Below are 26,336 nucleotides of genomic sequence, written 5' to 3'. Positions count from 1 at the left end.
GATGATTAGTTTTGGATTAATTACAGAGGGACTTACCGATCAGATTGTGATTGAGAATATTTTAGCGGGATATTTCAATAGTTCGGATTTAGATGTCAAACCACTTCAACCAGAAAGAGATAAAGACAATCAGAATCAATCTCAGTACGGCGGTTGGACTCTAGTTTTTGATTATTGCAAGTCAAAAGATTTTAGAGAATCATTTCAATTTATTGACTATATCATTATTCAAATAGATACTGATGTTGCAGAAGATTATCATATCGCCCACCAAGATGAAAATGGTGAGTTTACTCCTCAGCAGTTGATTGCAAAAGTTATTGAGAAATTTAGATGCGCGATAGGTGAGGATTTTTACAGCCAAAATCAACAAAAGATAGTCTTTGCAATCTCTGTACATTCTCTTGAGTGTTGGTTGCTCCCACTGTATTATACAGATAAGAAGAAAAAAGCTAAATCCAAAAACTGTCTCGATACGTTAAATCAGGCACTTTCCAAGAAACATGATTTTACAATTGACGCTAAAAATCCTGATTATTATCGAGAGATTTCCAAACAATATGTCAAGCATACAGTTTTGATGAAGCATTACGAAGATAATCCTAGTTTAAAAAGTTTTATAGAAGAGATTCAAGGTAGAAATATTCAAATTTTTGAAGAGGATGACTGGTAACTATCCAGATTTTTATGTCGTATAATAGAGACAAAAATTAGGAGATTAGTATGCAAGTATACAAACTTAAAGGTAAAATAGATGAGGCTGGGAATTTAGTAGTTTTGGAATCCCTGGATATGCCGCCCGGAGATGTGGAAATCATCGTTTGGCCGGTGGCTGATGCTGTTAAACTGGCTAGCGAGTCGAAAAGTGCGATACCTGAGACACCTCAGACGAAGTTTAAAACGAAGGTGAAAGCATTTCAAGCTTTGTTTGAGAATACTCAGCCTGTCCCGCCTGACTTCGATGCAGACGAAGCTAGATGGGAAGCTTTGAAGGAGAAACATAACTTGTGAAAGTCCTCATAAACACCAATGATTCAAGACTTAACGAATTATCCCCATAGCAGTTTTCAATTTTCTGAAATACAGGACACGGCAGTGCCATTTCCCTACCTGAAAACGGCTATAAATTTCTCTGAAATACAGGACACGGCAGTGCCGTTTCCCTACCTGAAAACGGCTATAAATTTCCCAAATCTCTAAACTTCTGACTCCAATTCTGTAGCTCGTAATTTCACGGGAAATTCAACTTTCTTCAACTCAGACGACTCTAATAACTGCACTTTCTCCTCAGAATTAGCTTCACCGTGCCGCCCTTTCCCCAATTTTTCCGCCAAAGTATCCCGCTGGTTGATCAAATAAATACTTACCAAGGTCAGCCCTACTCCCATCGATTGCAGCGAATTCAACACCTCGCCCAAGAACAAATTGCCGAACAGCAAAGCAAAAATTGGGGTAAGAAACGTCAGAGAACTTAAACTCGTCAAACTGCCGCTAGAAGCAAAATAAAAGAATAGACCGTAGGCGATCGCACTTCCGAACACGGTAGAATAACCTAGCGCCATCCAGCCCGAAAAATCGATATTCACAAACTGTTCAGACTCAGTTGCAGCCGAAAGTGCTAACAGCGGCAAACCGCCCAAAATCATGTGCCAGCCCGTCGCCACCACCGGGTCAACATAGCGACAAACCCAGCGCACCAAAACCGTACCCACAGCCATCGACAAAGCCGCCAACAGCATCAACCATTCCCCACCCTCAAAGAACTGTTCCATACCCCCAGAAACCTGCGCGCTTTCAGGATGAAACAGCCCCAAAATCCAGCCATCAGGCAAACCAATTAAACTAATCCCAACTACGCCGATTGCTAGTCCCAACCAGCCCCAAAATCCAATTTTTTCTTGAAACAGCCACAAACACAAAATCGCCACAGCTAGCGGTTGAGAATCAATCATCACAGAGCCCAAACCCGCACCGGTTTTCGCCAAACCTTCGGCTAAAAAGCCTTGAAACAAAGTACCGTCAACTAAAGCAAACAGCGAAATCCACAGCCAAGCTTTCCAACCCGCAGGCTGTGCCTTTCCCATCAGCGCCGCCGCCAAGAGCACTAACACGCCTGCAGGTACTAAACGCACAAATGCCACAAACAGCGGTGTCGTGTGCGGCATGACTCCTTTCATCGCTACCATCGCGGTTCCCCACAGGAAAAACGGCGCGATTAGCAACAGCGGCGCAAAGGGCAGTTTAGAATCGGTAAGTTTTAGCTGCATGGCGGGGGCTCCAAATAATTGATGAGAGTGGCTCTCAGAAAAATAATGTAGATTTGTTAAGCAATTTTTACAATTATATATCGAAGGTGGGTTAAGTGCGATCGACTGATCGGCCAGAAACCGGGTTTTTGCACCCAGATATTTCCCTCAAACCCTGAATCTCTGCAAAAAACCCGGTTTCTTCACTCTCCGATGAGTAGCCAGAAACCGGGTTTTTGCACCCAGATATTTCCCTCAAACCCTGAATTTCTGCAAAAAACCCGGTTTCTTCAGCGATGAGTAGCCAGAAACCGGGTTTTTGCACCCAGATATTTCCCTCAAACCCTGAATCTCTGCAAAAAACCCGGTTTCTTCAGCGATGAGTAGCCTTCTTCCCTCTTCCTTCTTCCTTCTTCCTTCTTCCTTCTTCCTTCTTCCCTCTTCCTTCTTCCTTCTTCCTTCTTCCTTCTTCCCTCTTCCTTCTTCCCTCTTCCTTCTTCCCTCTTCCTTCTTCCCTCTTCCTTCTTCCCTCTTCCCTCTTCCCTCTTCCCTCTTCCCTCTTCCCTCTTCCTTCTTCCTTCTTCCCTCTTCCTTCTTCCTTCAGATGAGTCACACTAGAAGTTAGCTACAAAATTTCCTACATTGCCTGTAAACTGCCCATGATTTGGCCATTCAAGCCCCGCTACCGCAAACAAATCGCCCGTATCGAAGTCACCGGAGCCATCGCCGGAGAAACCCGCAAACGAGTTCTAGAAGCGCTCAAAACCGTTGAAGAGCGCAAATTTCCCGCCCTGCTGCTGCGGATAGACAGCCCTGGGGGGACAGTCGGCGATTCCCAGGAAATTTACAGCGCGCTCAAGCGTTTGCAAGAAAAAATCAAAATAGTCGCCAGCTTCGGCAATATTTCAGCTTCTGGCGGAGTCTATATCGGCATGGGAGCTCACCATATCGTTGCCAATCCCGGTACAATTACCGGCAGCATTGGCGTGATTATCCGCGGCAACAATATAGAAAAGCTGCTAGAAAAAGTCGGCGTTTCTTTTGAGGTGATTAAATCGGGGCCGTATAAAGATATCTTGGCATTTGATCGACAATTGACCGATGCTGAACAGGAAATTCTGCAAGACTTGATCGACACCACCTACCAGCAATTCGTCGAAACCGTCGCCGCAGCCCGTTCTCTACCAGTTGAAAAAGTCAAAACCTTTGCCGACGGTCGCATTTTTAGCGGTCAGCAAGCCTTAGAATTGGGTGTGGTCGATCGGCTCGGAACCGAAGAGGACGCTCGCCGCTGGACAGCCGAACTCGCAGGTCTCGACCCCGAAAAAACCGAGTGCTGCACCCTAGAAAAAGCTAAACCTTTCCTAAATCGGGTCTTGGGGAGTAGTCTGGATACATCCGGGCTTTCAGCTTACAAAAACTTGCTGGAATTCGAGCTTTCTACTAGCGGTTTACCGCTGTGGCTGTATCGCCCGTGATTTAATAGTCAGTTGGCAGTAGTCAGTTGGTAATTGGCAGTAGTCAGTTGGTAATTGGCAGTTGGTAATTGGCAGTTGGTAATTGGCAATTGGCAGTAGTCACTTGGCAGTTGGTAATTGCAACTAACAACTAAGAACTAACAACTAAGAACTAACAACTAACAACTGACAACTAGCAACTGATAACTGACAACTGACAACTGACAACTGACAACTGACAACTGACAACTGACAAAAAAATGGAGAATATTTGCGTGGAATGGCAAGTGCGGGCGATTCGCGGGGCAACAACTGCCAGCGAGAATTCGGTGGAAGCAATTCGAGAAGCGGTGAGAGAACTTTTAGATGAATTAGAAACAAGAAATAATTTAGATCCGGAATTAATGATTAGTGCTACGTTTTCTGTCACCCGCGATTTGGATGCTATCTTTCCGGCTGCGATCGCCCGCGAACGTCCCCGCTGGTGCAATGTTCCTTTGTTGGATGTGCAGCAAATGCACGTTAAGGGTTCTTTGGAACGCTGCATCCGCTTTTTAATTCACATCAATTGGCCGGCACATACCGAAATTTATCATCCTTATTTGCGCGGAGCTCAAAATTTGCGCCCCGATTGGAATTTGGCGGTGGCGGTGGCTGGGGAAAAGTAGACGGCTCTTTCGGACATTTGGGGAAAAATGTATATTGGGCTGCGGGGTAATTGGTAATTTGCGATCGATTCGGAACCTATTACCCATTACCAGACATTAGATTAACCGATCGCCAAAATGTCGGGAGATCCGTTTGATTTACTAATAAATTACCAAAAAAAACCGGCTTCTCGAAGAAACCGGGTTTTTATCAATCAGTGGCTTTCTTGTGATGCAGCCTAATCCCTAAAAAGATGTCATATATAAAACTCCAAAAGTCCTTTTTCCCTTCCAATATTCCCAAACTTTGAGGAGAACCCTTCTCATCCAACAGCGGCTTTACAGCCTCGTAAGCCGGCTTGTAATTGTACCAAGGAATTGAAGGCCACAAATGATGGATGAGGTGATAATTTTGCCCCAAAATTAAGATATTCAGAATTGGACTCGGATATACTCTGGCATTTTTCCAGCGATCGCGCTCGTGAAACGGACGGTGCGGCAAATAATCAAAAAATAACCCCAAGGCTAAGCCCACCACCAAAGCAGGAGAAAACCAAAAATTCAGCACGTAACCTAAATGGTCGTATTGAATGGAGATACAAACCACTCCAATTACAAACAAACGGCTAAAAAACCATTCCCAAAGTTCGTATTTCCGCCACAGTTTGCGCTTAAAGAAGAAAATCTCGTGGTAAAAAAACCTCGCAGCAATTAACCACAAAGGCCCGCCAGTAGAAACATAATGGTCTGGATCGTTTTCTGGGTCATTAACGTGGGCGTGATGCTGCATATGTACCCGCGTAAATACCGGGAAAGCAAAGCCCAACATCAGCGCGCTACCGTGTCCCAAAATAGCGTTAATTGTGCGATCGCGGTGCGCCGCATTGTGAGACGCATCGTGAATCACCGTTCCAGCCATGTGCAACGCCAGCACGTTCAGCAAAAAACAACACCAATCCGGCCATTCCCCGTACCAGTAACCCACAAAGGAAATCGCGATCGTCGCTAATGCACTCACAAACAACAGCAGCGTCGGATTCAAGTCACCGGGAGGACTCAGAAACTCTTTCGGCACTGTCAGCGGCCGTCCTGCCTCCGACATCTTTGTTAACACTCCTTAATATTTCACCCTTGCGTAGTATAAGATACAAGTCTCCCTATAGTAAAGTTTGGTAAAAAAACTGAATCTAATGTATCGCCCACTAAGTTTAGAGATGTCTCTGGACTCAAACTCTTAGGTGCGCGGGACAATCCCAAATCTCCAATCCCAAATTAAAATTGTTTTACCCGCAAGCTGACCAACTTTTCGAGACGGGATATTTAAAATTTCGCCCGATCGCAAATTCGATCGCCACAATGGTAGAGTTTTTGTATTATAGGCATCTTGACCCCGCCCAAAAACGGATACAAGTTTCCCACAAAACTCGCCAGCAGCCCCAAATTTTAGACTAAGAGTTCAGCTCCCAGATTCATCTGTTGTAGACTAAATCTCAAATCTAAAACTTGTAGGCCCAAGTCGAAGAATCTCAAATCGACCGACTGTCTTTCCACCCGCCTCCCCAGAACACCGCTGATGCAATTGCCAAAAGCCCTACGCCGAACTAAAATTGTCGCCACCATTGGCCCTGCCACATCCAACCCACAAGTGCTGCGCAACCTCATAGAAGCTGGTGCTACAACTTTGCGACTCAACTTTTCCCACGGAACAGAAGAAGACCACCAGCGCAGCATTCGCTTAATCCGGCAAACTTCCTTTGAACTCAACCAGCCGGTCGCCATCCTCCAAGACCTCCAAGGCCCGAAAATTCGTTTAGGGCGCTTTGAAACAGGCTCTATAGTTGTCAAAAACGGCGATTCCTTCATTTTGACCAGCCGCCCGGTTGTCGGCACAGAGCTCATTTCTTCCGTCACCTACGAAACCCTAGCTTCGGAAGTCCCAGAGGGAGCCACGATTCTGCTCGACGACGGGAAAGTAGAAATGCGCGTCGAAAAAGTAGACCGCGGCGGGGGAGAACTGTTCTGCCGCGTCGTCGTTGGCGGGCCGCTTTCCAACAACAAAGGCGTAAATTTTCCGGGAGTTTACCTGTCAATCAAAGCCCTGACTGACAAAGACCGCAAAGATTTAATGTTCGGCCTCGACCAAGGTGTCGATTGGGTAGCTTTGAGCTTCGTGCGGAATCCCCAGGATATGCTGGAAATTAAAGAACTGATTGCTAGTGCGGGCAAGCAAGTACCGGTGATTGCTAAGATCGAAAAGCACGAGGCGATCGAACAAATGGAAGAAATTCTCGCCCTTTGCAACGGCGTGATGGTCGCCCGGGGCGATTTGGGAGTAGAACTTCCCGCCGAAGACGTGCCGATTTTGCAAAAGCGACTGATTGCGACTTCCAACCGCATGGGCATTCCGGTGATTACCGCGACCCAGATGCTCGACAGCATGGTCAACAATCCCCGTCCTACCCGCGCCGAGATTTCCGACGTGGCTAACGCGATTCTCGACGGAACTGATGCGGTAATGCTCTCCAACGAAACCGCTGTCGGCAATTTTCCGGTCGAAGCAGTGGCGACGATGGCGAGAATTGCCGTCCGCATCGAGAGGGAAGAAATTAAGCGCAATATTAGAAATGTAGAAGATGTCGGTCGATCGATCCCCAACGGCATCAGCCAAGCAGTCAGCCAAATCTCCGAACAGCTAAACGCCGCGGCGATTATGACACTGACCAAAACCGGCTCTACAGCCCGCAATGTGTCCAAATTCCGACCGAAAACTCCAATTTTGGCAGTTACTCCCCACGTAGACGTAGCCCGACAACTGCAATTAGTCTGGGGAGTCAAACCCCTGTTGGTGCTAGATTTACCCTCCACAGGCCAGACATTTCAATCTGCGATAACTGTCGCCCAAGAAAAAGAATTATTGTCCGACGGAGATTTAGTGGTGATGACCGCCGGTACTCTGCAGGGGGTTGCTGGCTCAACGGATTTGATCAAAGTTGAAGTAGTGACAGCAGTTTTAGGCAGAGGCACCGGCGTCGGTTTGGGCTCGGTAAGCGGGATGGCCAGGGTGGCTCGCACTGCTACGGATGTGTCGAATTTCCGCGCTGGAGACATTTTGGTAGTGGAGCGCACCAGCGCCGATTTTGTGGAGATGATTCGCAAAGCAGCAGGTGTGGTGACGGAGGAGGAAAGTTTGACTTCTCACGCTGCGATTATCGGTTTGCGTTTGGGCGTGCCGGTGATGGTGGGTGTGGAGAATGCGATGCGGATAATTCGAGACGGCACTATGCTGACGCTGGATATGCAGCGGGGTTTGGTTTATTCCGGCGCAAGAGCAGGCTCAAATGACGGGGAACTGGTCGTTTAACAAGTTTAGTTTTGTTCGCCTGCAGGGTCAAAAACCCGGTTTCTGCTTTAATGTCGATCGATCATCGAAAATTTGGGTAGAAACCGGGTTTTTATAGCCAGCGTCCTCAAGTTATGAGTTGTGGAATTTTTAATTAAATTCTACAAATCATTGATTTTTTCCTGAATTTGTGATATTATTCATAATCGTCTTGCCGATGTAGCTCAGGGGTAGAGTATTCGATTCGTAATCGAACGGTCGTGGGTTCAAATCCCACCATCGGCTTTGGATTTGAGGATTTTTGCCAAATCAAAGCAATAAATTTAACTATTAATTAGGTTTGTAGTGAGGACTTTAGTCCTAATTGATTAATTAACGAAGAGAGAAGAAAGGACTTGCATTCCGAACTATCGAAAGGTTAATTAGGTTTGTAGTGAGGACTAAAATCCTGATTAATTAAATTTACTTTGGAGGGCGAGGGACACGAGAACTCAGAGGGCTGAGGATTTGATTCAGGGCGCGCAATTGTTCAGCAGTGCCCAAACAAATCAGCATATCTCCTCCTTCGATCACAGTTTCTCCAGTTGGCCCCACAATCAAAGTCCCGCCAGCCCGCCGCACCGCTAAAACTAGGGCCCCGGATTGCGATCGCAATTTGGCATTTCTCAAAGTTTCTCCGACGTAGACACAACTATTCGGATTTACCAGAAATTCTTCCATGTAAAAAGAATTTTCGGCTCCCGTCAAAACCCCGTCTAAAAAATCCATAACTTGAGGGCGCAAAGCCGCCGCAGCCATGCGTTTTCCCCCCGTAATGTAGGGGGATACAACCACATCGGCGCCGCCCCGCTGCAACTTCTTTACGGCTTCTTCTGTCGTGGCGCGGGCGATCGCCCGTACCTTCGGATTCAGAGTTTTTGCCGACAGCACAGTGTATAAATTCTCGGCATCCGACGGCAAAGCTGCTACGATACAAATTGCGCGATCGATCCCCACATTCAGCAAAATTTCATCGAGTGTCGCATCTCCCTGCACCCCCTTGTACCCCAGCGCCAAGGCAGCCTCAATCGACTGTATCGCCGAATCTACCACCACAAAAGGGATTTTTTCTGCCTCAAATTCCAAGGCAATCTGCCGCCCAGTGCGCCCAAAACCGCAGAGAATATAATGTCCGATCAAAGAATCTACCAAACGCCGCTGCTGCCTAATTCTTGCTCCTTCTTGAAAATAGCCTTGAATTAGCGCTTCTGTAAAGCGGTTAACGATGAAACCAATCACCATGACACCCATCAAAATCAGGCACATGGTAAACATTCGCCCGCGGCTACCGAGGGGGTGAATTTCGCCGTAGCCGACAGTTGCTAAAGTAAATACAGTCATATAAGCTGCATCCAGCAAAGACCATTTTTCCACCTGCCAATACCAGAGAGTACCCGTGCATAAAACGCCACCAAGGGCGATCGCGCCGCCCGTTAACTCTTTTTCCAGATGCTGATACTTTTGCTCTAGATTTGAATACACCGATCGCCCTGACCTATTACTTATTAGCTACTACCAGATTAAAGCATATCAATACTTACATAAAAATCAGGTTTACTTGAGTAATTTTTCTCTCTCAAATCTTCACTTTTAACTCGATTGACTGACAGAGTTTTAACCATTGTCATTACTCACATTTGCTAAAATCCTCACACCGGCAACGATTGCGCCAGGGAATAAATTCTCTGACTAATAGCTTGAGTCTGTTAAAACCGACTAATTTTTTGTTTTTTTGAGCTTTTTTTATGGGATGTGAGATGGCTCGCCGTGGGTTTGAACCGAAGGCTGGTTATTTGGTAAATAATAAATTAAAAATGTGGGTAAATATCGGGTTTTAACTCTGTCGCAGATGTGGCGATTGCTGGAAATTGCGATCGGCAATTATGGTAGTGCGAGATGTCGGTTGTATTAGGAGTATTTTGGCGATCGGCTAGAATGCAAATAATGCCTATTTAGCCGATCGCCAAATCAACACTAACTACAAATTCTGGAAATGCCAGCGGCGAAACTCGATCGCCCCGCCAAAATCTCAGCATTAAAGTGTTACCGTTAACAGTCGGCTGGCGGTAAACCTCCAAGCAGTTTTCCTGTAAATTGACAATCCATACTTCCTGAATTTGCGATCGGGCGTAAATAGGAAGTTTCACGTCTCTGTCATAATCTATTGAAGTGTCAGCTACTTCTATTAACAGTAAAACTTCGGATGGGACTGGATGGGCCGTTGAATAGTAATCGGCGCGAGGTTGCAGCAATACTAGATCGGGTTGCGGTTCGGTTCGCTGGCTGACTTGAATCGGGTTTTGTACCGTCACAATCGCCCTTTCTTCTGGAAGCCGGCAAAAGAGTCGGGTAATGCGATTCACGCAATCTGCGTGACGAGTTCCAATAGCTGCCATTTGCACAAGTTCTCCTGCTATCAATTCTACGCGATCGCCCTCACAAAAAATCCCAGCTTCACCCATCAGATGGTATTCTTCTACGGTGAAAAGTCTTTTTAGCAACTGCAGTGCCATAACTTACCGTTCCTCTAATTATTTCTTCGATTATAGTCACACGCCCTATTAAATGCCAGTGATGTCTAAAGTCGATGAGAAGTTGATGATAATTCAGTCTAGTTCTCAAATAGCCTGATGATTTAATAGAGATACAGTAGAAGCAAGGCACAATATGCGAAGTTTGCATACCCCGCCGCACTCACTGATATATTCAGTTTAACCTCAATGAGGCATTTACCTGAAACCTGAATATCGTCGCGCCTCTCCTCCAATCATTACTCGCTGGACAACTAATCGGCTAACACATTTGAAGAAGAATCATGCAGCTTAATAAAAATCCTCATCTCGATGCACTCGATAAAAAAGCGGAATCTTCAGAAAAAAAGATTCTCCCTGACAAAAAAAGTAAATCATGGGTAGGAACTTTACTGAAAATCACTTTTATTTATTTTCCTGTGGGCAGCATAATACTTGGTGCGATCGCGTTGCCGAATCTGCTCTCTTGTGGCAATAAAGCGAAGCAGGCAGAAGCTAAACAATATGTGAGATCAATGAACCGCGCTCAACAAGCTTATTTTGCCGAACAAGGTGTTTTTGCAACTTCCCTTGATGCCCTTGGTATTGGCATTAAATCTCAAACTACCAACTACAATTATTCAGTAATTGCTGGCAAAAAAGCTGCATTTAGTTACGGCGTATCCCGCAGGGTACAAAAGGAGACCAAGAGCGTTGTCGGAGCTATTTTTTTAGTATCCACTCCTCTTGTAACTGCTAAAAAAACTGCCGATACAAATACGATACTAACTATATTATGTATCGCCAAAGTTGATAGTATAACTCCACCTGCTGAGACAATAAATATTAACGGTAAATTAGCTTGCGGTGATGGGACAGTAGAAGTAAATAAGTAAATCGCGACCACAAATATGCCAGAAATTGTCAAAGAATTCATCATCTTAGCTTTCATCTTTATTCCCTAGAAAAAATCTTTTTCTTGCACAAGCAAAAGATATTCCGTCTCGGCTGGGCAACCGATACCACCTATTTTTTTACAGGTCACTTTATTGGCACAGCAGGCGATATTGTTGTGACTTTCATATTCTCGCTGATGACTACTTTAATCAACCCAGAACTGCAAAGCAAAGTAGCCTCTCAGCCTGTCTGGTTGCAGTTTGTAGAAACAGTTATCGTTTCCGATCTGGCATATTATATCGCTCACAGACTGCTGCATGAAGTACCCTGGCTTTGGCAATTTCATGCAGTCCATCACAGCATTGAACAGATGGACTGGTTAGCAGCAGTGCGGGTGCATCCCTGCGATCAAGTATTTACTAAAGTTTGTAAAATTATACCTTTTTACTGGTTGGGATTTACCAAGGAAATTTTGGTAGTTTATGCTCTTTATTCTGCGGCGATCGCCTTTCTGATTCATGCTAATATTAATATCAAGTTTGGTTTGCTAAAATGGTTTGTAGCAACCCCTGAATTTCATCACTGGCATCACAGTAAAATTCCTAAAATCAACAATAAAAACTTTGCCGCTCAGTTTCCGCTGTTAGATTTCATATTTGGAACTATCTATATGCCAGCAGGGGAACTACCCCAAAAATATGGTATTTCTACTACCCTACCTGCTGGCTATCTGGAACAAACGATTTATCCGTTTATTGGAAAAGCAAAAAATGCTAAATGACAAATCAAAACAAGGTATTGTTCAATTTCTTAGCCCTTTGTTTGTAATTATGGCTATTAGCTTAGTTGGTGTTAGTTCTCTGAGTGCAATTGCTTTAATTAATCACATGGATATTCCTACTTTTATCGTAAGTTTGAATGCCAAAAAAGTAACTGTTTCAGAATTGCAGCAGGGTAAGTTGAAACCTGTGATTTTGATTGACGTGCGATCGCCCGAAGAATACGCGGAAGATCGTATCGGTGAAAGTCCGCTGGTTCCGATAACTGACATTGAAGCTGGATTCGGTGTCAAGCAAGTGCAAGCTATGGCTCGATCCAGTGTCAATTTTAATCAACCTGAGCCAACTGTTGTACTTTATTGTGCGCGGGGAGCGCGCTCAGTTAAAGCATACCAAAAATTGCAAAAAACTGGGTTGAATTTGGCTTTCCTCTCAGGCGGTATCGCAGCATGGCGGCAAGCTATACCTGCTAAAAAAGACGCTGAAATATTAGCCCCAATTACTCGATCGCAGAAAGAGACTCTCAGGAGTAATGGGTTAGTTAGTTAAAGGAAGAGCCCAGAACAAGGGGAAGTCAAAAATATCTATCAATAGAAAGGTGTAGCCGGCTGAATGATTAGCTATCTTGAAAATAAGTAGCCAGAATATTCGGCAATCTGTAAAGGTTGGCTGTTTTGGCAGGCAGCACAATAATCTGAGTTAGCATAATTTGATTCCATGCAAAACACCCTAGAGATACTTTCTTCTTCTGAGTCGCCGAGTCTTCCCAAAAAGCCACCCGCGCTGCCAAATTACGAAGCAGCCGATCGCCAATTTGTCAATTTGCTGCTTGTTGATGATTTAGACAAGACGGTGGCGGCAAAACCTTTACTCGTCAGCGATTTTGAAAGCGCGATCGCCTTTGCCCTGGGATCGGCCTATCAGGAAGATTCCGCCGACGAGGCCACTCACCGCTTCTTGCAGCGCGTGCTCTACCGCATCAACCGCCTCAACTTGTTTTGGTACGACGATTTGCGCCGCTACAACAACGAGCGATCGCACTATTTGCGTTCAGTGCGCGATCGCATCGAAGCATCTTGGCAGCAGTGGGAAATCGCCCAAATCGACGTTGCAGCGCTGCAAAACATCGAGGATGTCAAGCAAGCCCTGCGCGATCGCGCCGCCGCCGATGTCGATCCAGAGCTCACTGAGATCGATCGCTACCTGCGAGAACAGATGACTGAAGAGGGATACAAGCACTTGCTGGCGATCGCCTCCTTCGACGGTTTAGTGGAAGCCAGCCGCGTTTCTCGCATCATCGGCGGTGCCGGCAACGAAATTCAGTCAACCCTGACGCGGGTGCTGATCGAAGAATACGGTGGCGGTCGCTTAGCCCGCAAACACTCGACCTATTTTGCCCAAATGCTGGCAGAATTCGGCATGAGCACGGAACCGGAGGCGTATTTCGATTTGGTGCCTTGGCAAGTGCTCGCCAGCATCAATCACAATTTCCTGCTGACGGAACGCAAGCGCCATTTTCTGCGCTACAACGGCGGACTGACATATTTTGAAGTGGCGGGGCCCGTGGCTTACCGCAATTATCTAGCCGCCGCCCAGCGTCTGGGCCTCTCGCAGGCTGCGATGGGCTATTGGGAACTGCACATCCGCGAAGATGAGCGTCACGGGCGCTGGATGCTTGATGAGGTGGCAATTCCACTGGTTGACAGATACCCGCAGGAGGCGTGGGAGTTGGTGTTAGGCTACGATCAGGAGAAGTCGATCGGCGATCGGGCTGCTGCTGCTGTGGTGCGATCGATCCAAGCGGCAGAAGGGAATTAAGGAATGATCGAGGACACGGCAATGCCGTGTCCCTACCCCGATTAATTGTAGGGAAACGGCATTGCCGTGTCCTGATTTCTGGTAATATTAATTCCGATGCCAACGGATTTGATATGACGCACCATACCAAGGCTCGATCTTAAAACGCTGTCATTAACTGAATTAGTTCGATCGACAAATCTCTGCGCGACTTTTGCTGCTTCTGAAACAAAACTCCAGCCAGCAGATAGATATTGTCCGAATAAAAAGCCATTCCCTGTTTTCGGAGATTGGCGATCGCGCTTTTCACCTTGGGTTCCGAACTGTAATAGCCAAAAGTTAAAGGTGCAACCTCAAAATTCGCCACCGAGTAGCCTCGATCCAAGGCATAATCTATCAAACCCACAGGATTAGAATAGCTAGAAACCATCAACAAAACTCGCTCGCAGTCCAAAGATAAAAGTTTCTTAGCAATTGTCGAACCATCACTCCCGCCGTGCAACAGTGGCTGATAAATCTTGTCATCCACCGCAGGCAAATAAGGCGGATTTGAGATGACACAATCTGCCGACTGATATAAAAGCGAATCAAAAAAAGAACAATTATTGACCGTATATTTTTCGCTGAGCTGATATTGCTTAATTTGAGATTGAGCAATTTTCCACGCTACATTATTTAGCTCAAATCCTTGTATTGTCCCGTTAAAATCTGTTCTCAGCAAAGACTTAATAACTGGACTACCCTCTCCTGAACCAAACTCTACGATAAGTCTAGAATTGTCGCTGGCATTTAACACTAAACTTTCCAAGCAGTGCGAGTAAAAATTCGATTCTTCCGGGCAGTGGAATACTTGTTTCAGAGGATTGGATGAAGTGAGCATAAATTCTGTAACAAAGTTTACTCTTTTTAAAATATCGAATGAGTAATAGTGCAGCCATCTGTCCCAAGAGCTATTTAATCAATTTTTATAGCAGTTAGAGGAAAATATGAGGAATATATCTCAATACGGTTTACTTAAGACGATCCCCCCTAACCCCCCTTAAAAAGGGGGGAACAAGAATCCCCTCTTGCGTCCCCCTTCTTAAGGGGGATTTAGGGGGATCTCCGGGGCCTAAATATGTTAAGTGAACCGTATTGGAATATATCTCTCCCTCATCTTTCCTTCGATTCCCCCATTTAAAATTTCTACTCAAAAAATGGAAAATCTATAGCATTTTCAGCCAAAAATGAGGGATTGAGCGCTCTAGTTCTCAATCCCTCAATCCTTCAAGCTCAAATCTAAGAATGAAAAATCTCTTTCTGTTTGACTTAATGCGATTGTCAAGTTATTACTTCCGAGCGGACGTAAAATGAATAATATTCATCCTATTGATAGATGGCAATTATATAGCAATCGGTTCCTCAATTTAAATAAGTGGTTCCCAGTTCGCTCGAAAAAAAACCCTGTCCGCGAGGAAGAGCTCAGCACAGAATTAGATTGGCTCTTCCTCGCCTGTGGGCCCTGCTTTCCCTCGAACTGGTAACGAGCATTCCTACAAATCCTGCGAGAATTGCTATAGTGATTAACAGGTTTTATAGAAAATTCATTGTGAGCCGAGAGTCCCATTTTGTTACCGTTGCTCAATCAGCAAAATTTGGGTCGTTTCCCTGCTCAAACAGGCCTTAATCTGACTTGGACTTTTTCACCTGCGAATTCAGAAAATATGTCAGTGAAGCGATTATTAAAGCGATACTTGCTCCCAAGGGAAGGATGTTATCCGCGCCGTTCCACCTAACTACCTGGCCGAGATATAATACGCTTAATACGACTACGATCACGCTGGTGAGTTTGGTTTTGAGGTCGTCTATGGTGTGAATTTCTAGCCAGTCTGGTACTTTGATGCGATCGTCAATAAACAGTTCGTAAAGTCCGAGTGCCGTAATGTAAAATACTGTGGCTAGCAGAAACAAGTCTACAACTTCGACAAAGGACAGAATCAGTGTTTTAGAGTTTTCGCTGGAAATCGGCCCTGTAGTGATAATGTAGCCGATGGTAGCGATCGTTTCCAGGGCACCGTAGATCAAAAGTGTCACAGAGGCTATAAAAGAACCGAGTACAGCAATTATCATTAGATAGCGACTTTTGGCAAGAATTCGATGCAGCATAGTTGATATCCGCTGGGGAAATTTATGAGAGAAGAACCGCTCTCTGGCATACCTTTGGCTTTACTATATCAGGGTTTTGCCCGATCGCACTGACCAGCAAGCAATTGTGCTGCAGCACCGCCCCAAGCCCCATCAAAACCTTGCCGTTGAAAGGTTACGGGCGAATTCGGCAACCAGCGGGCGATCGCCTGAGAGCTTTTTGAGATCATTGAGTTTGCTGGGAAAGTTTGATCCGTAGGCTGCGAGGGACAAAAATGCCAGCAGCAGCTTCAGAAACAGTAGCGCTAAAAAAATATTCAACTAACTCATCTGAGGGAGTTAAGCGAACGCAACACTAAGCCTCAAAATCAGAGAAACCGGGTTTATATGCCCCATCCCTAGGTTTTGATGGAGCTCGTAAACCCCAAAAGCAAATATCATCCACTTGAAATAAACGCCCTTTTCCGAAATATTCCTAAAGATGAATGGCGAATTTGCCAGAGTGGTAATACCTTATAAAGTGTGGACATTTTGGTGCAATCTTCCACGGAAAATCAATCAAAGTAACCGCAATCAACGGGATTCCTTACCTTGATTGTCCCGCAGTGAATCTTATAAAAGTTGTAAGTTACGCTGTCAATTTAAACCTGCTGTTTTGGCATCAAAACCCGATCGCAGGACTCTATAATGCAAAAGCAAGCATAATCATGAAATCTTCTAAATTGTTGTTGAAAGTTATTTTAGCAGGGGCTTGTAGTGTAGGTTTAGCAACGGTTTCCTTAACAGTGCCTGCCTCTGCCCAGTCGGGAGGTACTGCAGGCACTGGCACTAGCAGTACAGGCACTGGCACCAACGGTACAGGCACTCGCACGGGTACGGATGCAACTGGCACAGGCGCTGGTACGACAGGCACAACAGGTACAACCGATACCACTGGTACGACAGGCACAACAGGTACAACCGATACCACTGGTACGACAGGCACAACAGGTACAACCGATACCACTGGTACGACAGGCACAACAGGTACAACCGATACCACTGGTACGACTGGTACGACAGGCACAACAGGTACGACAGGCACAACAGGCACAACAGGCACAACAGGCACAACAGGTACCACTGGTACTCCTGGTAATGCTGGTACTCCTGGTACGACAGGCACAACAGGTACAACCGATACCACTGGTACGACAGGCACAACCGATACCACTGGTACTGCTGGTACGACTGGTACTGCTGGTACGACAGGCAGAACTGGTACTGCTGGTACGACAGGCAGAACTGGTACTGCTGGCACTACCGATACGACTGGTACGACAGGCACTCCTGGTAGTGCTGGCACGGGTACGACAGGCACTCCTGGTAGTGCTGGCACGGGTACGACAGGCACTCCTGGTACAACTGGTAAAACCAATACGACTGGTACAACTGGTACAACTGGTACTGCTGGTACTGCTGGCACTGCTGGTACAACCGATACGACTGGCACTACGGGTACAACTGGTACAACCGATACCACTGGTACAACTGGTACTGCTGGTACAACCGATACCACTGGTACAACAGGTACTGCTGGCACGGGTACGACTGGTACGACAGGCACAACAGGTACAACAGGTACAACAGGTACGACACCAATGCCGGCTGGTACGACAGGCACTACTGGTACTACCGGAAGCTCCACAGACGTTAGGACAGACGTTACGACAGTGACGCCGGCTGGGGCGAATTCTGGAGTTTTGAGTGCTCGGCGCGATCGCCCCAATAACTTCGGTTGGCTGGGCGTGTTCGGCGTGTTCGGTTTGCTCAACTTGCTTCGGAAAGACCGTACAGCGTCCGATCGCACTTTCACCCGATCGGAGTAACTCGGAGTAACACTGAATTTTGTAGGGTGCGTCAGAACCTCGCCTTTTCTCTTGTGTTTGAGGCCAAATCTCTGACGCACCCTACCACTTTGCCTAAATCGATCGTAATTTTCTCACGGGCGATCGCACTTCATGGCTGATTTATTCAAACCACACAAAATTAGTCCTGAGTGTCCACAAAAACAGTCACAGCCGCCACAGCGATTAACATTTCATCATTTTTATCATTCAGAGAGGCGATCGCCCTTCCCGCCACCACCATGCCTCCTTGCTCCACAATCAGAGTTTTGCTACCAAAAGGCAGCACCGCCAACACCTCATCGGGTCGCACTTGTTCCGGGTAAGGAACAGCCACCTTAACCTCCACAATCATCTGATTTGGGTCAGTCAAACCCGCCACTTCCCAGACACCTAACAGAGCATTATTGGCGATCGCATTCCGTACAGCCCTAGCCGCCGCTACAGTCGGTTCCTGTCCGTGCTGGTCAATACCCATCCCCATTTCAATGATGAAACATTTACGTGCCACAGTTACCCCTTCGTTGATATTTGCTTGCAGTCGTTAGCGAAGCCCCCAAAGAGGATCGCACTCTTTCTCAAAACAATACAATTATCTCCCAACCTGACCGCTATTTATATTATTTTATCGATCGATAAAACCACAAAACAATCATCCCAGTTTCAACAAATAATGCAACAGTATGCAAGCATCAAAGCCCAATAGTCATCAATTATTCTCAATCCAAAATCTCAAACTTGTACAGCAAAGCCGAAGTCGAAGAATCTAAAACTTGTACAGCGAAGCCGAAGTATCTAAAATCGTCTAATACCATTTTTCTAAAGATGTGCTGATGAAGTCTTAGCCCCCCCTTACGAAGGGGGGTTGGGGGGGGGTAATATCTAGCACTACTTTATGAAATTGGTATAACTTATGGTAGTATAACCCAATTCACGACTCCTCGCGGAAAGCCAAACTCATCTCCAGCTTAAATCATGGATAGTTTTCTACCAATTGCCTACTTTCAAAACCAATTTCTCCCATTTAGCGACGCCAACATTTCCATAGCCACCCACGCCCTGCACTACGGAACCGGAGTTTTAGGCGGGTTGCGAGGAATTCCAGACCCCCAAAATCCCGATCGCATCCTCCTATTTAGATTAAACCGCCATTGTGAAAGATTAAGTCAAAGTGCTAGCTTCCTCCACTGCGATTTACCCGCCGACAAAATTCAACAAATAATCATTGATTTTGTCCAGAAAAACCAGCCCACAAAATCATTTTATATCCGCCCTTTCGTCTACACATCCAGCTTAGGAATTGCCCCCCGACTGCACAACGTAGAAACAGATTTCTTTGTCTACGGATTAGAACTTTCCGACTACTTGCCCAAAGCAGGAGTCAACTGTAGAATTAGCTCTTGGTACCGCCAAGAAGACCGCAGCTTACCCTTGAGAGGCAAAATTAGCGGCGCTTACATCACCTCCGCCTTAGCCAAAACAGAAGCAGTCGAATCCGGCTTCGACGAAGCGATTATGATGAACACCCAAGGAAAAGTCAGCGAAGCTTCAGGAATGAACATATTTGTCGCCCGAAACGGTAAATTAGTGACACCAGGTTTCGATCAAGATATCCTCGAAGGAATTACCAGAGACAGCGTTATAACTATTGCTAGAGACTTAGGAATAGAAGTCATAGAAAGACCAGTTGATAAATCAGAACTGTTGATTGCAGACGAGATTTTCCTCTGCGGAACCGCCGCCAAAATTACCCCAATCAACCGAATAGAAAACTATCAATTGCCTCAAAACCGACCCATCACCGAAAAGATTTTGGACAAACTCACCGGGATTATCGAAAATCGCGACAGCCAATACAAAGACTGGGTATTTGCGATCGATCTAAATTAACATTGTAGGGTGCGTCAGTGTAGTAATTCTCAATCATCGCCAAAAGTCGAATTCTGACGCACCATTTATTCGAGGAGTGCGTCAGTTTTGAAATACTGGGTTGTTCGCAAAAATCTTGGTAACTGACGCACCCTACTTCAGGGTTTATTTTTCAAGTTTTACCCGCACAAAACAGCCGCGTGATGGCGAATGTGATCCTCCATAAAACTCGCTATAAAATAATAGCTATGATCGTAACCTTCCTGCATCCTTAAAGTTAGCGGTTGTCCGACTTTCGCACAAGCCTCCGCGAACACTTCCGGCAACAACTGCCCGTCAGCCAAAAACGAATCAGCAGTGCCGCAGTCAATCAGAATTGGACGGTTGTACTGCGCTTCCGCAACCAATTCGCTAGCATCCCAAGCGCTCCAAATCTCTTTGTCACCACCGAGGTAGTTTGCAAAAGCTTTTTGTCCCCAAGGGCAGCGCACGGGCGCGCAAATAGGCGCAAAAGCGGAAACTGAAAGATAGCGACCGCCATTTTTTAGCGCACAAATTAAAGCCCCGTGTCCGCCCATCGAATGACCGAAAATTCCCTGTTTTTCCGGTATCGCTGGAAAGTTTTCGGCGATTAAATTCGGCAATTCATCAACCACATAACTGTACATTCGATAGTGAGAATTCCAAGGCGCAACTGTCGCATCAATATAAAAACCCGCGCCGCTTCCCAAATCCCAACTGTCGTCTTCGCCAGGAATCCCAGTATTGCGCGGGCTAGTGTCTGGCGCAACTAGCATTAACCCGTATTTTGCCGCAAATTGTTGCGCCCCCGCTTTTGCCATAAAATTTTCTTCGGTGCAGGTTAAACCTGATAGGAAATAGAGAATTGGTACGGGTTGATGTTGGGCTTGGGGCGGTTGGTAAACAGTGAATTTCATTTCGCTGTTGCAGGTTGAGGATTGATGGCTGTAAAAGCCGAGTTTGCCGCCAAAGCTTTGATATTCTTTGTGCAGTTTTAGGGTGTGAGAGATCATGTTAATTCTATTTCATTTTGGAATTAGATTTTTTTAACCGCAGAGGGCGCAGAGGGCGCAGAGGAAGAGAGATGAGAGAAGTTGTTTGCGGTGCCGCTTTTCCCTTCTTCCTTCTTCCTGATGACGTTGGACCCAAAGCTCGGAGGCGACAGCAAAACATGACTGAGGACTAATGACTTCTTCCCTCTTCCTTTTTCCCTCTTCCTTCTTCCCTCTTCCTTCTTCCTTCTTCCTTCTTTCTTCAAAATGTTAAGACTGTGCGAATTACTTCGCCTTTTTGCATTAAATCAAAGGCTTTGTTAATTTGCTCGATCGGCATTACTTTAGTTATCAAGCTGTCAATGTCAATTTTACCATCCATGTACCAATCAACAATTTTAGGAACATCTGTTCTGCCCTTCGCCCCGCCAAAAGCCGAGCCTTTCCAAACCCTACCAGTTACTAGCTGAAACGGGCGGGTGCTAATTTCTTGACCTGCTCCCGCTACCCCAATAATTACGCTCACGCCCCAACCTTTGTGACAGCATTCTAAAGCTTGGCGCATCACATTAATGTTGCCGATACATTCAAAACTGTAATCAGCTCCGCCTTTTGTTAAATCTACCAAATAAGCAACTAAATCGCCTCCCACTTCCGAGGGATTAACAAAGTGAGTCATGCCGAATTTTTCTGCCATTTCTCGCTTGTCGGGATTCAAATCTACGCCGACAATCATGTTAGCTCCAACCATGCGAGCGGCTTGAATTACGTTTAAACCCACGCCGCCCAAACCGAAAACTACCACATTAGAACCTGGTTCTACTTTCGCGGTATTGATGACAGCGCCGATGCCCGTGGTTACGCCGCAGCCGATCAAACAAACTTTATCAAAAGGAGCGTCATCCCGAATTTTTGCTACCGCAATTTCTGGCAATACTGTATAATTTGCAAAGGTAGAAGTTCCCATGTAATGGTGAATTTTTTCACCGTCTATGGAAAATCTACTCGTGCCGTCGGGCATCACTCCCCGCCCTTGAGTCAGGCGAATTGCTTGACAGAGATTCGTTTTGTAGCTCAAACAATATTCGCAGTTGCGACATTCGGGAGTGTAAAGTGGAATTACCCGATCGCCCTTTTTGACACTTGTCACTCCCGGCCCAACATCTGCCACAATCCCGGCTCCCTCGTGGCCTAAGATAGCAGGAAATAAACCTTCGGGATCGGCCCCGGAAAGAGTGTAAGCGTCTGTGTGACAAACACCAGTCGCTTTAATTTCCACCAGCACCTCTCCGGCCCGCGGCCCATCCAGATCCACCGTCTCAACAGTCAAAGGTTGGCCGGCACTGCGAGCAACTGCTGCTTTTACTTTCATGGTTTATTCCCTGCGATCGATTTGTCAATTTTCCAGTCAATATGTATTGTATTACTTTCTGCCAAACTTCAGCAAATCTATGACGAAATTAATTGTAATTACCGGAGTCAGTCGCGGTCTCGGTCTTGCCCTGACCGAAAAATTTATTGAATTGGGACACACAGTTGTGGGATGCGCCCGTTCTTCGGAAGCGGTGAAAAAACTCAACCAAAAATATAGTAAACCCCATTATTTTACTTGTTTGGATGTCGCCAGCGACGATCGAGTCAAAGCTTGGGCTACAGAAATACTGGCAAATAATCAGGCTCCAGATTTGCTCATCAACAATGCAGCTTTAGTCAACCATCCCGCGCCTCTTTGGAATATCGGCAGCGAAGAATTTTCTCAGCTAATTGATGTTAATATTAAAGGTACTGCTAATGTGATTCGCCACTTTGTCCCGGCAATGATTGCGAAAAAAAGCGGCATAATTGTCAACTTTAGTTCCGGTTGGGGAAGGTCAACTTCGCCGGAAGTCGCGCCCTATTGCGCTTCCAAATGGGCGATCGAAGGACTTACACGATCGCTCGCCCAAGAACTCCCGCGAGGTATGGCAGCAATTCCTTTAAATCCCGGCATAATTCACACCGATATGCTAGACATTTGTTTCGGCGAAGATGCGGTAAATTACACCTCAATCAAAGCGTGGGTGCAAAAAGCAGTGCCTTTGCTGCTGAAATTAAAACCTTCAGATAACGGCGTACCGATGACCGTTCCTGGATAACAAAGCAACAGAAAACATAATTTGCAAACATCTCTCATTTCTACTCCTCTGCGCCCTCTGCGCTCTCTGCGGTAAAAAAAAACCTCAAAAATGAAATAAAATTACTATATTCCCAACTCAAAACTCTTTCCCCAAACAGCCACTGTGAACTTGCCGCTAACCTCGCCCTCGCAAACCGAAACCCGCAAAGCAGATCATCTGCGGATCTGCCTCGAAGAAGACGTACAATTTCGCGAAACAACCAGCGGACTAGAAAACTACCGTTTTGCTCACTGCTGTTTGCCAGAACTCGATCGCGCCCAAATCGATTTAACATCCACATTCCTCGGCAAAAAACTAGCCGTACCCCTGCTAATATCCTCCATGACAGGCGGCACAGAACTAGCCCAGACAATCAACTACCGCCTCGCCGATGTCGCTCAAGAATACAAACTAGCAATGGGAGTCGGTTCCCAGCGATGCGCTGTCGAAAACCCTCAACTAGCTCCCACATTTGCAGTGCGCCGCCGCGCTCCTGATATTCTGCTATTTGCTAACATCGGAGCGGTGCAATTAAACTACAATTACGGTTTAGAAGAATGCCAAAAAATTATCGACATTCTCGAAGCAGATGCTCTTATTTTACACCTAAATCCGCTGCAAGAATGCGTTCAAACCGAAGGCGATACTAACTTTAAAGGACTGCTAGATAAAATTGCTAAATTGTGCGAAAAATTACCAGTACCCGTAATTGCTAAAGAAGTTGGCAACGGTATTTCAGGAAAGATGGCAGAGAAATTGCTCGCCGCCGGAGTAAGCGCGATCGACATTGCCGGAGCCGGAGGCACTTCTTGGGCGAAAATAGAAGGAGAGCGAGCTAAAGATAGCAAGCAGCGCCGATTGGGTGCCACCTTTGCTGACTGGGGAATCCCGACAGCCGAGTGCGTTGTCAGCACCCGCGCTGCCGCCCCGGATGTTCCCCTGATTGCCTCTGGAGGCTTGCAAAACGGCTTGGATGCAGCGAAGGCGATCGCCCTCGGCGCGGATGTGGCGGGACTGGCGCGGCCCTTTCTGCAAGCCGCAGCGGAATCGGAATCAGCCACAGCCCTCCTAGCTGAGGTTTTGATTGCAGAGATTGCCACAACGATGTTTTGTACCGGCTGCGCTAACCTCGACGAGTTAAAGCATTCTGGGGTTTTATTCAGTAGCCGGAATATCTAGGTTTACCAAGGATTAGAATATCTAATTCTTAGTATTTCGGCTTTTGACACCGATGAGGCAAAATTAATGTATGATTTGATAACGCTGGATTAATGCGGGTTGTTAAGGCTTAGACGGGGTGAAAGCCGTAAAACACCTAACACAAATTAATCATCCCACTACAACTAAATAATTTACCCCCTCAAGGTCGTAAACTTTAACTAAGGAATTGTGGCCATGCTGAAAACTGGGCAACCGCCAAGCGATAAGCAAGCAGTAATGCACTACTTTTTACCTTGAGGAAGTTACACCGTGGACTTGGGCTTCTGTGACATCTTGTTCTTCAAGAAAAGATTTACATAGGTTTTTAGAAGCGGTTTTGGAAAGGCTAAGATAGAAGGATGTCAGTTGGCAGTTGGCAGTTGGCAGTTGTTAGTTGACATTGTTAACAGTCAACAGTTAACAGTCAACAGTCAACAGCTAACAATGCCTAATTCCCAATTATCGATTACCTAAATGAAAGATTTCCTCAAATATACTTGTGCAAGTTTGCTGGGAACCTTCCTAGGATTGTTGCTGCTGGGTGGCGTCGGATTGGGAGGGCTGGTACTGCTAATTGCTGTTGCGGCATCGTCCTCAAAAGATTCAGGCCCGCAAGTTAAAGATAAGTCTGTAATGGTATTAGACCTTTCTTTAAATATCACTGATAGCAAACCGAACCGCAGCACGAGTGCGGCGATTCAAGGAGTGCTTTCGGACGATTCCGGCGATGCAGTGACGCTGCGGACTGTTTTAGACGCGATCGAATCTGCGAAAAAAGACCCCAAAATCGTGGGTATTTATCTCGAAGGCAGTTCGGATTCCAGCAGCAGCGGGTTTGCTAATCTCAAAGAAGTTCGATCGGCCTTACAGCGTTTCCGAGATGCCAAAAAACCCATTATTGCTTACGAAATGGACTGGAACGAGCGAGATTATTACCTCGGTTCAGTCGCCAACACAATTGCTATCAATCCCTACGGTTCTTTAGAAATCAACGGTTTTAGCAGTCAGGCAATGTTCTGGACTGGTGCTTTGGAAAAATACGGCGTGGGAGTGCAAGTGACTCGCGTCGGCAAATACAAGTCAGCCGTGGAACCGTTTTTGCTCAAACAAATGAGTCCCGAAAATCGCCAGCAAACTCAAAAACTGCTCGGAGATATTTGGGGAGAATACCTAAAAACTATCGGCCCCAGCCGCAAATTGACTGTGCCGCAACTGCAAGCGGTGGCAGATAATGGCGGAACTTTGATGGCTGACGAAGCTCTCAAAAGCAAGTTAGTTGATAAAGTTGTATACTTTGACGAAATTACGACGGAACTCAAAAAACTTACAGGAACCGATCGCGAAGACAAATCTTTTAAGCAAATTAGCTTGAAAAACTACGCGAGAGTTGCTGAGAGTAAAAACTCTACTCGCGCTGACAAGAAAAACCAGATTGCTGTGCTTTACGCTGAGGGTGAGATTGTCGATGGGGACGGCGGCCCGACTCAAGTAGGGGGCGATCGCATTGCTAGAGAATTGCGGAAAATCCGAGAAAATGACGACGTAAAAGCAGTAGTTTTGCGCGTTAACAGTCCCGGAGGCAGCGCGACTGCAGCGGAAGTCATCGGGCGCGAAGTCGCGCTGACGGGCAAAAAAAAGCCAGTTATCGTGTCGATGGGCAATTTAGCAGCTTCCGGTGGCTATTGGATTTCGATGGGTTCCAACAAAATTTTTGCCGAAGCGAGTACGATTACGGGTTCCATCGGCGTGTTTGGAATGCTATTTAACGTCGAAAAGTTGGCTGCTAACAACGGCGTGACTTGGGACGTGGTGAAAACCGCCCGCTTTGCCGATAGTAAAACGATTTCCCGCCCGAAAACTCCTCAAGAATTGGCGAATATTCAGAGAGTAGTCGATCGCATTTACGATCGATTTATCACCAAAGTCGCCGACTCCCGCAAACTACCAAAAAACAAGGTGCAAGAAATTGCTCAAGGCAGAGTTTGGTCTGGTACCGCCGCGAAACAGTTGGGTTTAGTCGATGAAATTGGCGGTTTAGAAGACGCTATCAAAGCTGCGGCGGAGCAAGCTAAACTAGGTGAAAACTGGCAGTTAGAAGAATATCCAAAAAATCGCACTTTGGAGGAGCGAATTTTGGAAAGACTTTCAGGCGTTCATGTTTTGGAACCCGCCACCCAACTCGACCCGCTGACTGCTGAAGTTAAGAAAATGCAGGATGAATTAGCTGTTGTCAAGTCCATGAACGACCCGCAAGGCGTTTACGTTCGCTTGCCTTTCAATTTACGGATTGATTAATACCAATTTCATAAAGTTATGCTACTACCGACAGTTTGACTCCCCCCCTTTATAAGGGGGGGTTGGGGGGGGTAGATATGT

27 protein-coding genes and 1 tRNA gene are annotated in these 26,336 nt (G+C 46.2%); 16 read left to right on the top strand and 12 right to left on the bottom strand.

Annotation, left to right across the window (positions count from 1 at the left end):
* Position 1: 1 nt before the first annotated feature.
* Together AACV78_RS28115 and AACV78_RS28110 are read left to right on the top strand one after the other, a co-directional pair.
* The gene (locus AACV78_RS28115; RefSeq protein WP_194010548.1) at positions 2–673 is read left to right on the top strand and encodes a phage tail protein; all 672 of its coding nucleotides are present in this window, start codon (positions 2–4) and stop codon (positions 671–673) included.
* 50 nt (positions 674–723) lie between these two features.
* The gene (locus AACV78_RS28110; protein ID WP_194010547.1) at positions 724–1,011 is read left to right on the top strand and encodes a hypothetical protein; all 288 of its coding nucleotides are present in this window, start codon (positions 724–726) and stop codon (positions 1,009–1,011) included.
* A 185-nt stretch (positions 1,012–1,196) separates the two neighbouring features.
* Here AACV78_RS28110 and AACV78_RS28105 read toward each other — a convergent pair whose 3' ends face one another.
* Together AACV78_RS28105 and AACV78_RS28100 are read right to left on the bottom strand one after the other, a co-directional pair.
* Complete coding sequence (locus AACV78_RS28105; RefSeq protein ID WP_194010546.1) at positions 1,197–2,267, bottom strand: DMT family transporter; 1,071 nt, start codon at positions 2,265–2,267, stop codon at positions 1,197–1,199.
* A 352-nt stretch (positions 2,268–2,619) separates the two neighbouring features.
* Positions 2,620–2,859, bottom strand: coding sequence for a hypothetical protein (locus AACV78_RS28100; RefSeq protein WP_194010545.1), 240 nt, complete (start codon positions 2,857–2,859; stop codon positions 2,620–2,622).
* Positions 2,860–2,905: 46 nt separating this feature from the next.
* Between AACV78_RS28100 and sppA (AACV78_RS28095) the strand changes: the two genes are divergently transcribed.
* Positions 2,906–3,724: a signal peptide peptidase SppA gene (sppA, locus tag AACV78_RS28095; RefSeq protein ID WP_194010544.1), complete on the top strand. Its 819-nt coding sequence runs from the start codon at positions 2,906–2,908 to the stop codon at positions 3,722–3,724.
* A gap of 239 nt (positions 3,725–3,963) precedes the next feature.
* Positions 3,964–4,371 carry a chorismate mutase gene (gene aroH, locus AACV78_RS28090; protein WP_228042513.1) on the top strand — a complete coding sequence of 136 codons (408 nt, stop codon included), beginning with the start codon at positions 3,964–3,966 and terminating at the stop codon, positions 4,369–4,371.
* Between the two features lie 190 nt (positions 4,372–4,561).
* Here aroH and crtR read toward each other — a convergent pair whose 3' ends face one another.
* On the bottom strand, positions 4,562–5,452 hold the full coding sequence (crtR, locus tag AACV78_RS28085) for a beta-carotene hydroxylase (RefSeq protein ID WP_194010554.1): 891 nt from the start codon (positions 5,450–5,452) through the stop codon (positions 4,562–4,564).
* Positions 5,453–5,628: 176 nt separating this feature from the next.
* On the opposite strand from crtR, the gene AACV78_RS28080 reads away from it, so the two are divergent.
* The 3 genes from AACV78_RS28080 to AACV78_RS28070 all read left to right on the top strand — a co-directional run bounded on the left by AACV78_RS28080 (position 5,629) and on the right by AACV78_RS28070 (position 7,975).
* Entirely contained in the window at positions 5,629–5,802 is a 174-nt protein-coding gene (locus AACV78_RS28080) for a hypothetical protein (protein WP_194010543.1), read from the top strand.
* 121 nt (positions 5,803–5,923) lie between these two features.
* Entirely contained in the window at positions 5,924–7,711 is a 1,788-nt protein-coding gene (gene pyk, locus AACV78_RS28075; RefSeq protein WP_194010542.1) for a pyruvate kinase, read from the top strand.
* 192 nt (positions 7,712–7,903) lie between these two features.
* Positions 7,904–7,975: transfer RNA gene (locus tag AACV78_RS28070), tRNA-Thr, on the top strand.
* A gap of 177 nt (positions 7,976–8,152) precedes the next feature.
* Here the strand turns inward: AACV78_RS28070 and AACV78_RS28065 are convergent.
* Positions 8,153–9,211 carry an NAD-binding protein gene (locus tag AACV78_RS28065; protein ID WP_194010541.1) on the bottom strand — a complete coding sequence of 353 codons (1,059 nt, stop codon included), beginning with the start codon at positions 9,209–9,211 and terminating at the stop codon, positions 8,153–8,155.
* Between the two features lie 470 nt (positions 9,212–9,681).
* On the bottom strand, positions 9,682–10,242 hold the full coding sequence (locus AACV78_RS28060) for a Uma2 family endonuclease (RefSeq protein ID WP_194010540.1): 561 nt from the start codon (positions 10,240–10,242) through the stop codon (positions 9,682–9,684).
* Between the two features lie 302 nt (positions 10,243–10,544).
* Here AACV78_RS28060 and AACV78_RS28055 point away from each other — a divergent pair, with 302 nt between their 5' ends.
* The 4 genes from AACV78_RS28055 (at position 10,545) to AACV78_RS28040 (ending at position 13,733) form a co-directional block, all read left to right on the top strand.
* Positions 10,545–11,135, top strand: a complete 591-nt coding sequence (locus AACV78_RS28055) for a type IV pilin-like G/H family protein (RefSeq protein WP_194010539.1) — start codon at positions 10,545–10,547, stop codon at positions 11,133–11,135.
* Positions 11,136–11,218: 83 nt separating this feature from the next.
* Complete coding sequence (locus AACV78_RS28050; RefSeq protein WP_194010538.1) at positions 11,219–11,917, top strand: sterol desaturase family protein; 699 nt, start codon at positions 11,219–11,221, stop codon at positions 11,915–11,917.
* Positions 11,907–12,464, top strand: a complete 558-nt coding sequence (locus AACV78_RS28045; protein ID WP_194010537.1) for a rhodanese-like domain-containing protein — start codon at positions 11,907–11,909, stop codon at positions 12,462–12,464. Before AACV78_RS28050 ends, AACV78_RS28045 begins: the two co-directional genes overlap by 11 nt.
* 168 nt (positions 12,465–12,632) lie before the next feature.
* Positions 12,633–13,733 (top strand): iron-containing redox enzyme family protein, encoded by a 1,101-nt coding sequence (locus tag AACV78_RS28040; protein WP_194010536.1) that lies wholly within the window; start codon positions 12,633–12,635, stop codon positions 13,731–13,733.
* Between the two features lie 139 nt (positions 13,734–13,872).
* Here the strand turns inward: AACV78_RS28040 and AACV78_RS28035 are convergent, their stop codons facing one another.
* From AACV78_RS28035 to AACV78_RS28025, 3 genes are all read right to left on the bottom strand, one after another.
* Complete coding sequence (locus tag AACV78_RS28035) at positions 13,873–14,592, bottom strand: class I SAM-dependent methyltransferase (RefSeq protein ID WP_194010535.1); 720 nt, start codon at positions 14,590–14,592, stop codon at positions 13,873–13,875.
* A 782-nt stretch (positions 14,593–15,374) separates the two neighbouring features.
* Positions 15,375–15,857: a YqhA family protein gene (locus AACV78_RS28030; protein ID WP_194010534.1), complete on the bottom strand. Its 483-nt coding sequence runs from the start codon at positions 15,855–15,857 to the stop codon at positions 15,375–15,377.
* Between the two features lie 68 nt (positions 15,858–15,925).
* Positions 15,926–16,066 carry a hypothetical protein gene (locus AACV78_RS28025; protein WP_194010533.1) on the bottom strand — a complete coding sequence of 47 codons (141 nt, stop codon included), beginning with the start codon at positions 16,064–16,066 and terminating at the stop codon, positions 15,926–15,928.
* Positions 16,067–16,543: 477 nt separating this feature from the next.
* On the opposite strand from AACV78_RS28025, the gene AACV78_RS28020 reads away from it, so the two are divergent.
* A complete protein-coding gene (locus AACV78_RS28020; RefSeq protein ID WP_228042512.1) occupies positions 16,544–17,704 on the top strand; it encodes a hypothetical protein in 1,161 nt (386 codons plus the stop codon).
* Positions 17,705–17,864: 160 nt separating this feature from the next.
* Here AACV78_RS28020 and AACV78_RS28015 read toward each other — a convergent pair whose 3' ends face one another.
* Positions 17,865–18,233, bottom strand: coding sequence for a Lin0512 family protein (locus tag AACV78_RS28015; protein WP_194010532.1), 369 nt, complete (start codon positions 18,231–18,233; stop codon positions 17,865–17,867).
* Positions 18,234–18,697: 464 nt separating this feature from the next.
* Here AACV78_RS28015 and AACV78_RS28010 point away from each other — a divergent pair, with 464 nt between their 5' ends.
* The gene (locus AACV78_RS28010) at positions 18,698–19,612 is read left to right on the top strand and encodes a branched-chain amino acid transaminase (RefSeq protein ID WP_194010531.1); all 915 of its coding nucleotides are present in this window, start codon (positions 18,698–18,700) and stop codon (positions 19,610–19,612) included.
* A 158-nt stretch (positions 19,613–19,770) separates the two neighbouring features.
* On the opposite strand, the gene fghA is transcribed toward AACV78_RS28010, so the two are convergent.
* Genes fghA through AACV78_RS27995 form a run of 3 tightly spaced genes read right to left on the bottom strand, consistent with a single transcriptional unit; the run spans position 19,771 to position 21,976 of the window.
* Positions 19,771–20,625 (bottom strand): S-formylglutathione hydrolase, encoded by an 855-nt coding sequence (gene fghA, locus AACV78_RS28005; protein WP_194010530.1) that lies wholly within the window; start codon positions 20,623–20,625, stop codon positions 19,771–19,773.
* A 23-nt stretch (positions 20,626–20,648) separates the two neighbouring features.
* The gene (locus AACV78_RS28000) at positions 20,649–20,870 is read right to left on the bottom strand and encodes a hypothetical protein (protein ID WP_194010529.1); all 222 of its coding nucleotides are present in this window, start codon (positions 20,868–20,870) and stop codon (positions 20,649–20,651) included.
* Positions 20,867–21,976 (bottom strand): S-(hydroxymethyl)glutathione dehydrogenase/class III alcohol dehydrogenase, encoded by a 1,110-nt coding sequence (locus tag AACV78_RS27995; RefSeq protein WP_194010528.1) that lies wholly within the window; start codon positions 21,974–21,976, stop codon positions 20,867–20,869. Before AACV78_RS27995 ends, AACV78_RS28000 begins: the two co-directional genes overlap by 4 nt.
* A gap of 79 nt (positions 21,977–22,055) precedes the next feature.
* Here AACV78_RS27995 and AACV78_RS27990 point away from each other — a divergent pair, with 79 nt between their 5' ends.
* The 3 genes from AACV78_RS27990 to sppA (AACV78_RS27980) all read left to right on the top strand — a co-directional run bounded on the left by AACV78_RS27990 (position 22,056) and on the right by sppA (AACV78_RS27980) (position 26,255).
* Positions 22,056–22,739, top strand: a complete 684-nt coding sequence (locus AACV78_RS27990; RefSeq protein WP_194010527.1) for an SDR family oxidoreductase — start codon at positions 22,056–22,058, stop codon at positions 22,737–22,739.
* A 144-nt stretch (positions 22,740–22,883) separates the two neighbouring features.
* Positions 22,884–23,939 (top strand): type 2 isopentenyl-diphosphate Delta-isomerase, encoded by a 1,056-nt coding sequence (fni, locus tag AACV78_RS27985; RefSeq protein ID WP_194010526.1) that lies wholly within the window; start codon positions 22,884–22,886, stop codon positions 23,937–23,939.
* 495 nt (positions 23,940–24,434) lie between these two features.
* The gene (sppA, locus tag AACV78_RS27980; protein ID WP_194010525.1) at positions 24,435–26,255 is read left to right on the top strand and encodes a signal peptide peptidase SppA; all 1,821 of its coding nucleotides are present in this window, start codon (positions 24,435–24,437) and stop codon (positions 26,253–26,255) included.
* Positions 26,256–26,336: the final 81 nt, after the last annotated feature.

The organism is Tychonema sp. LEGE 07196, from assembly GCF_963890365.1.
In the GTDB taxonomy this organism is placed as follows: domain Bacteria; phylum Cyanobacteriota; class Cyanobacteriia; order Cyanobacteriales; family Microcoleaceae; genus Microcoleus.
The sequence above is the reverse complement of the archived record's forward strand: the minus strand, read 5'-3'. Positions and strand labels throughout refer to the sequence as shown.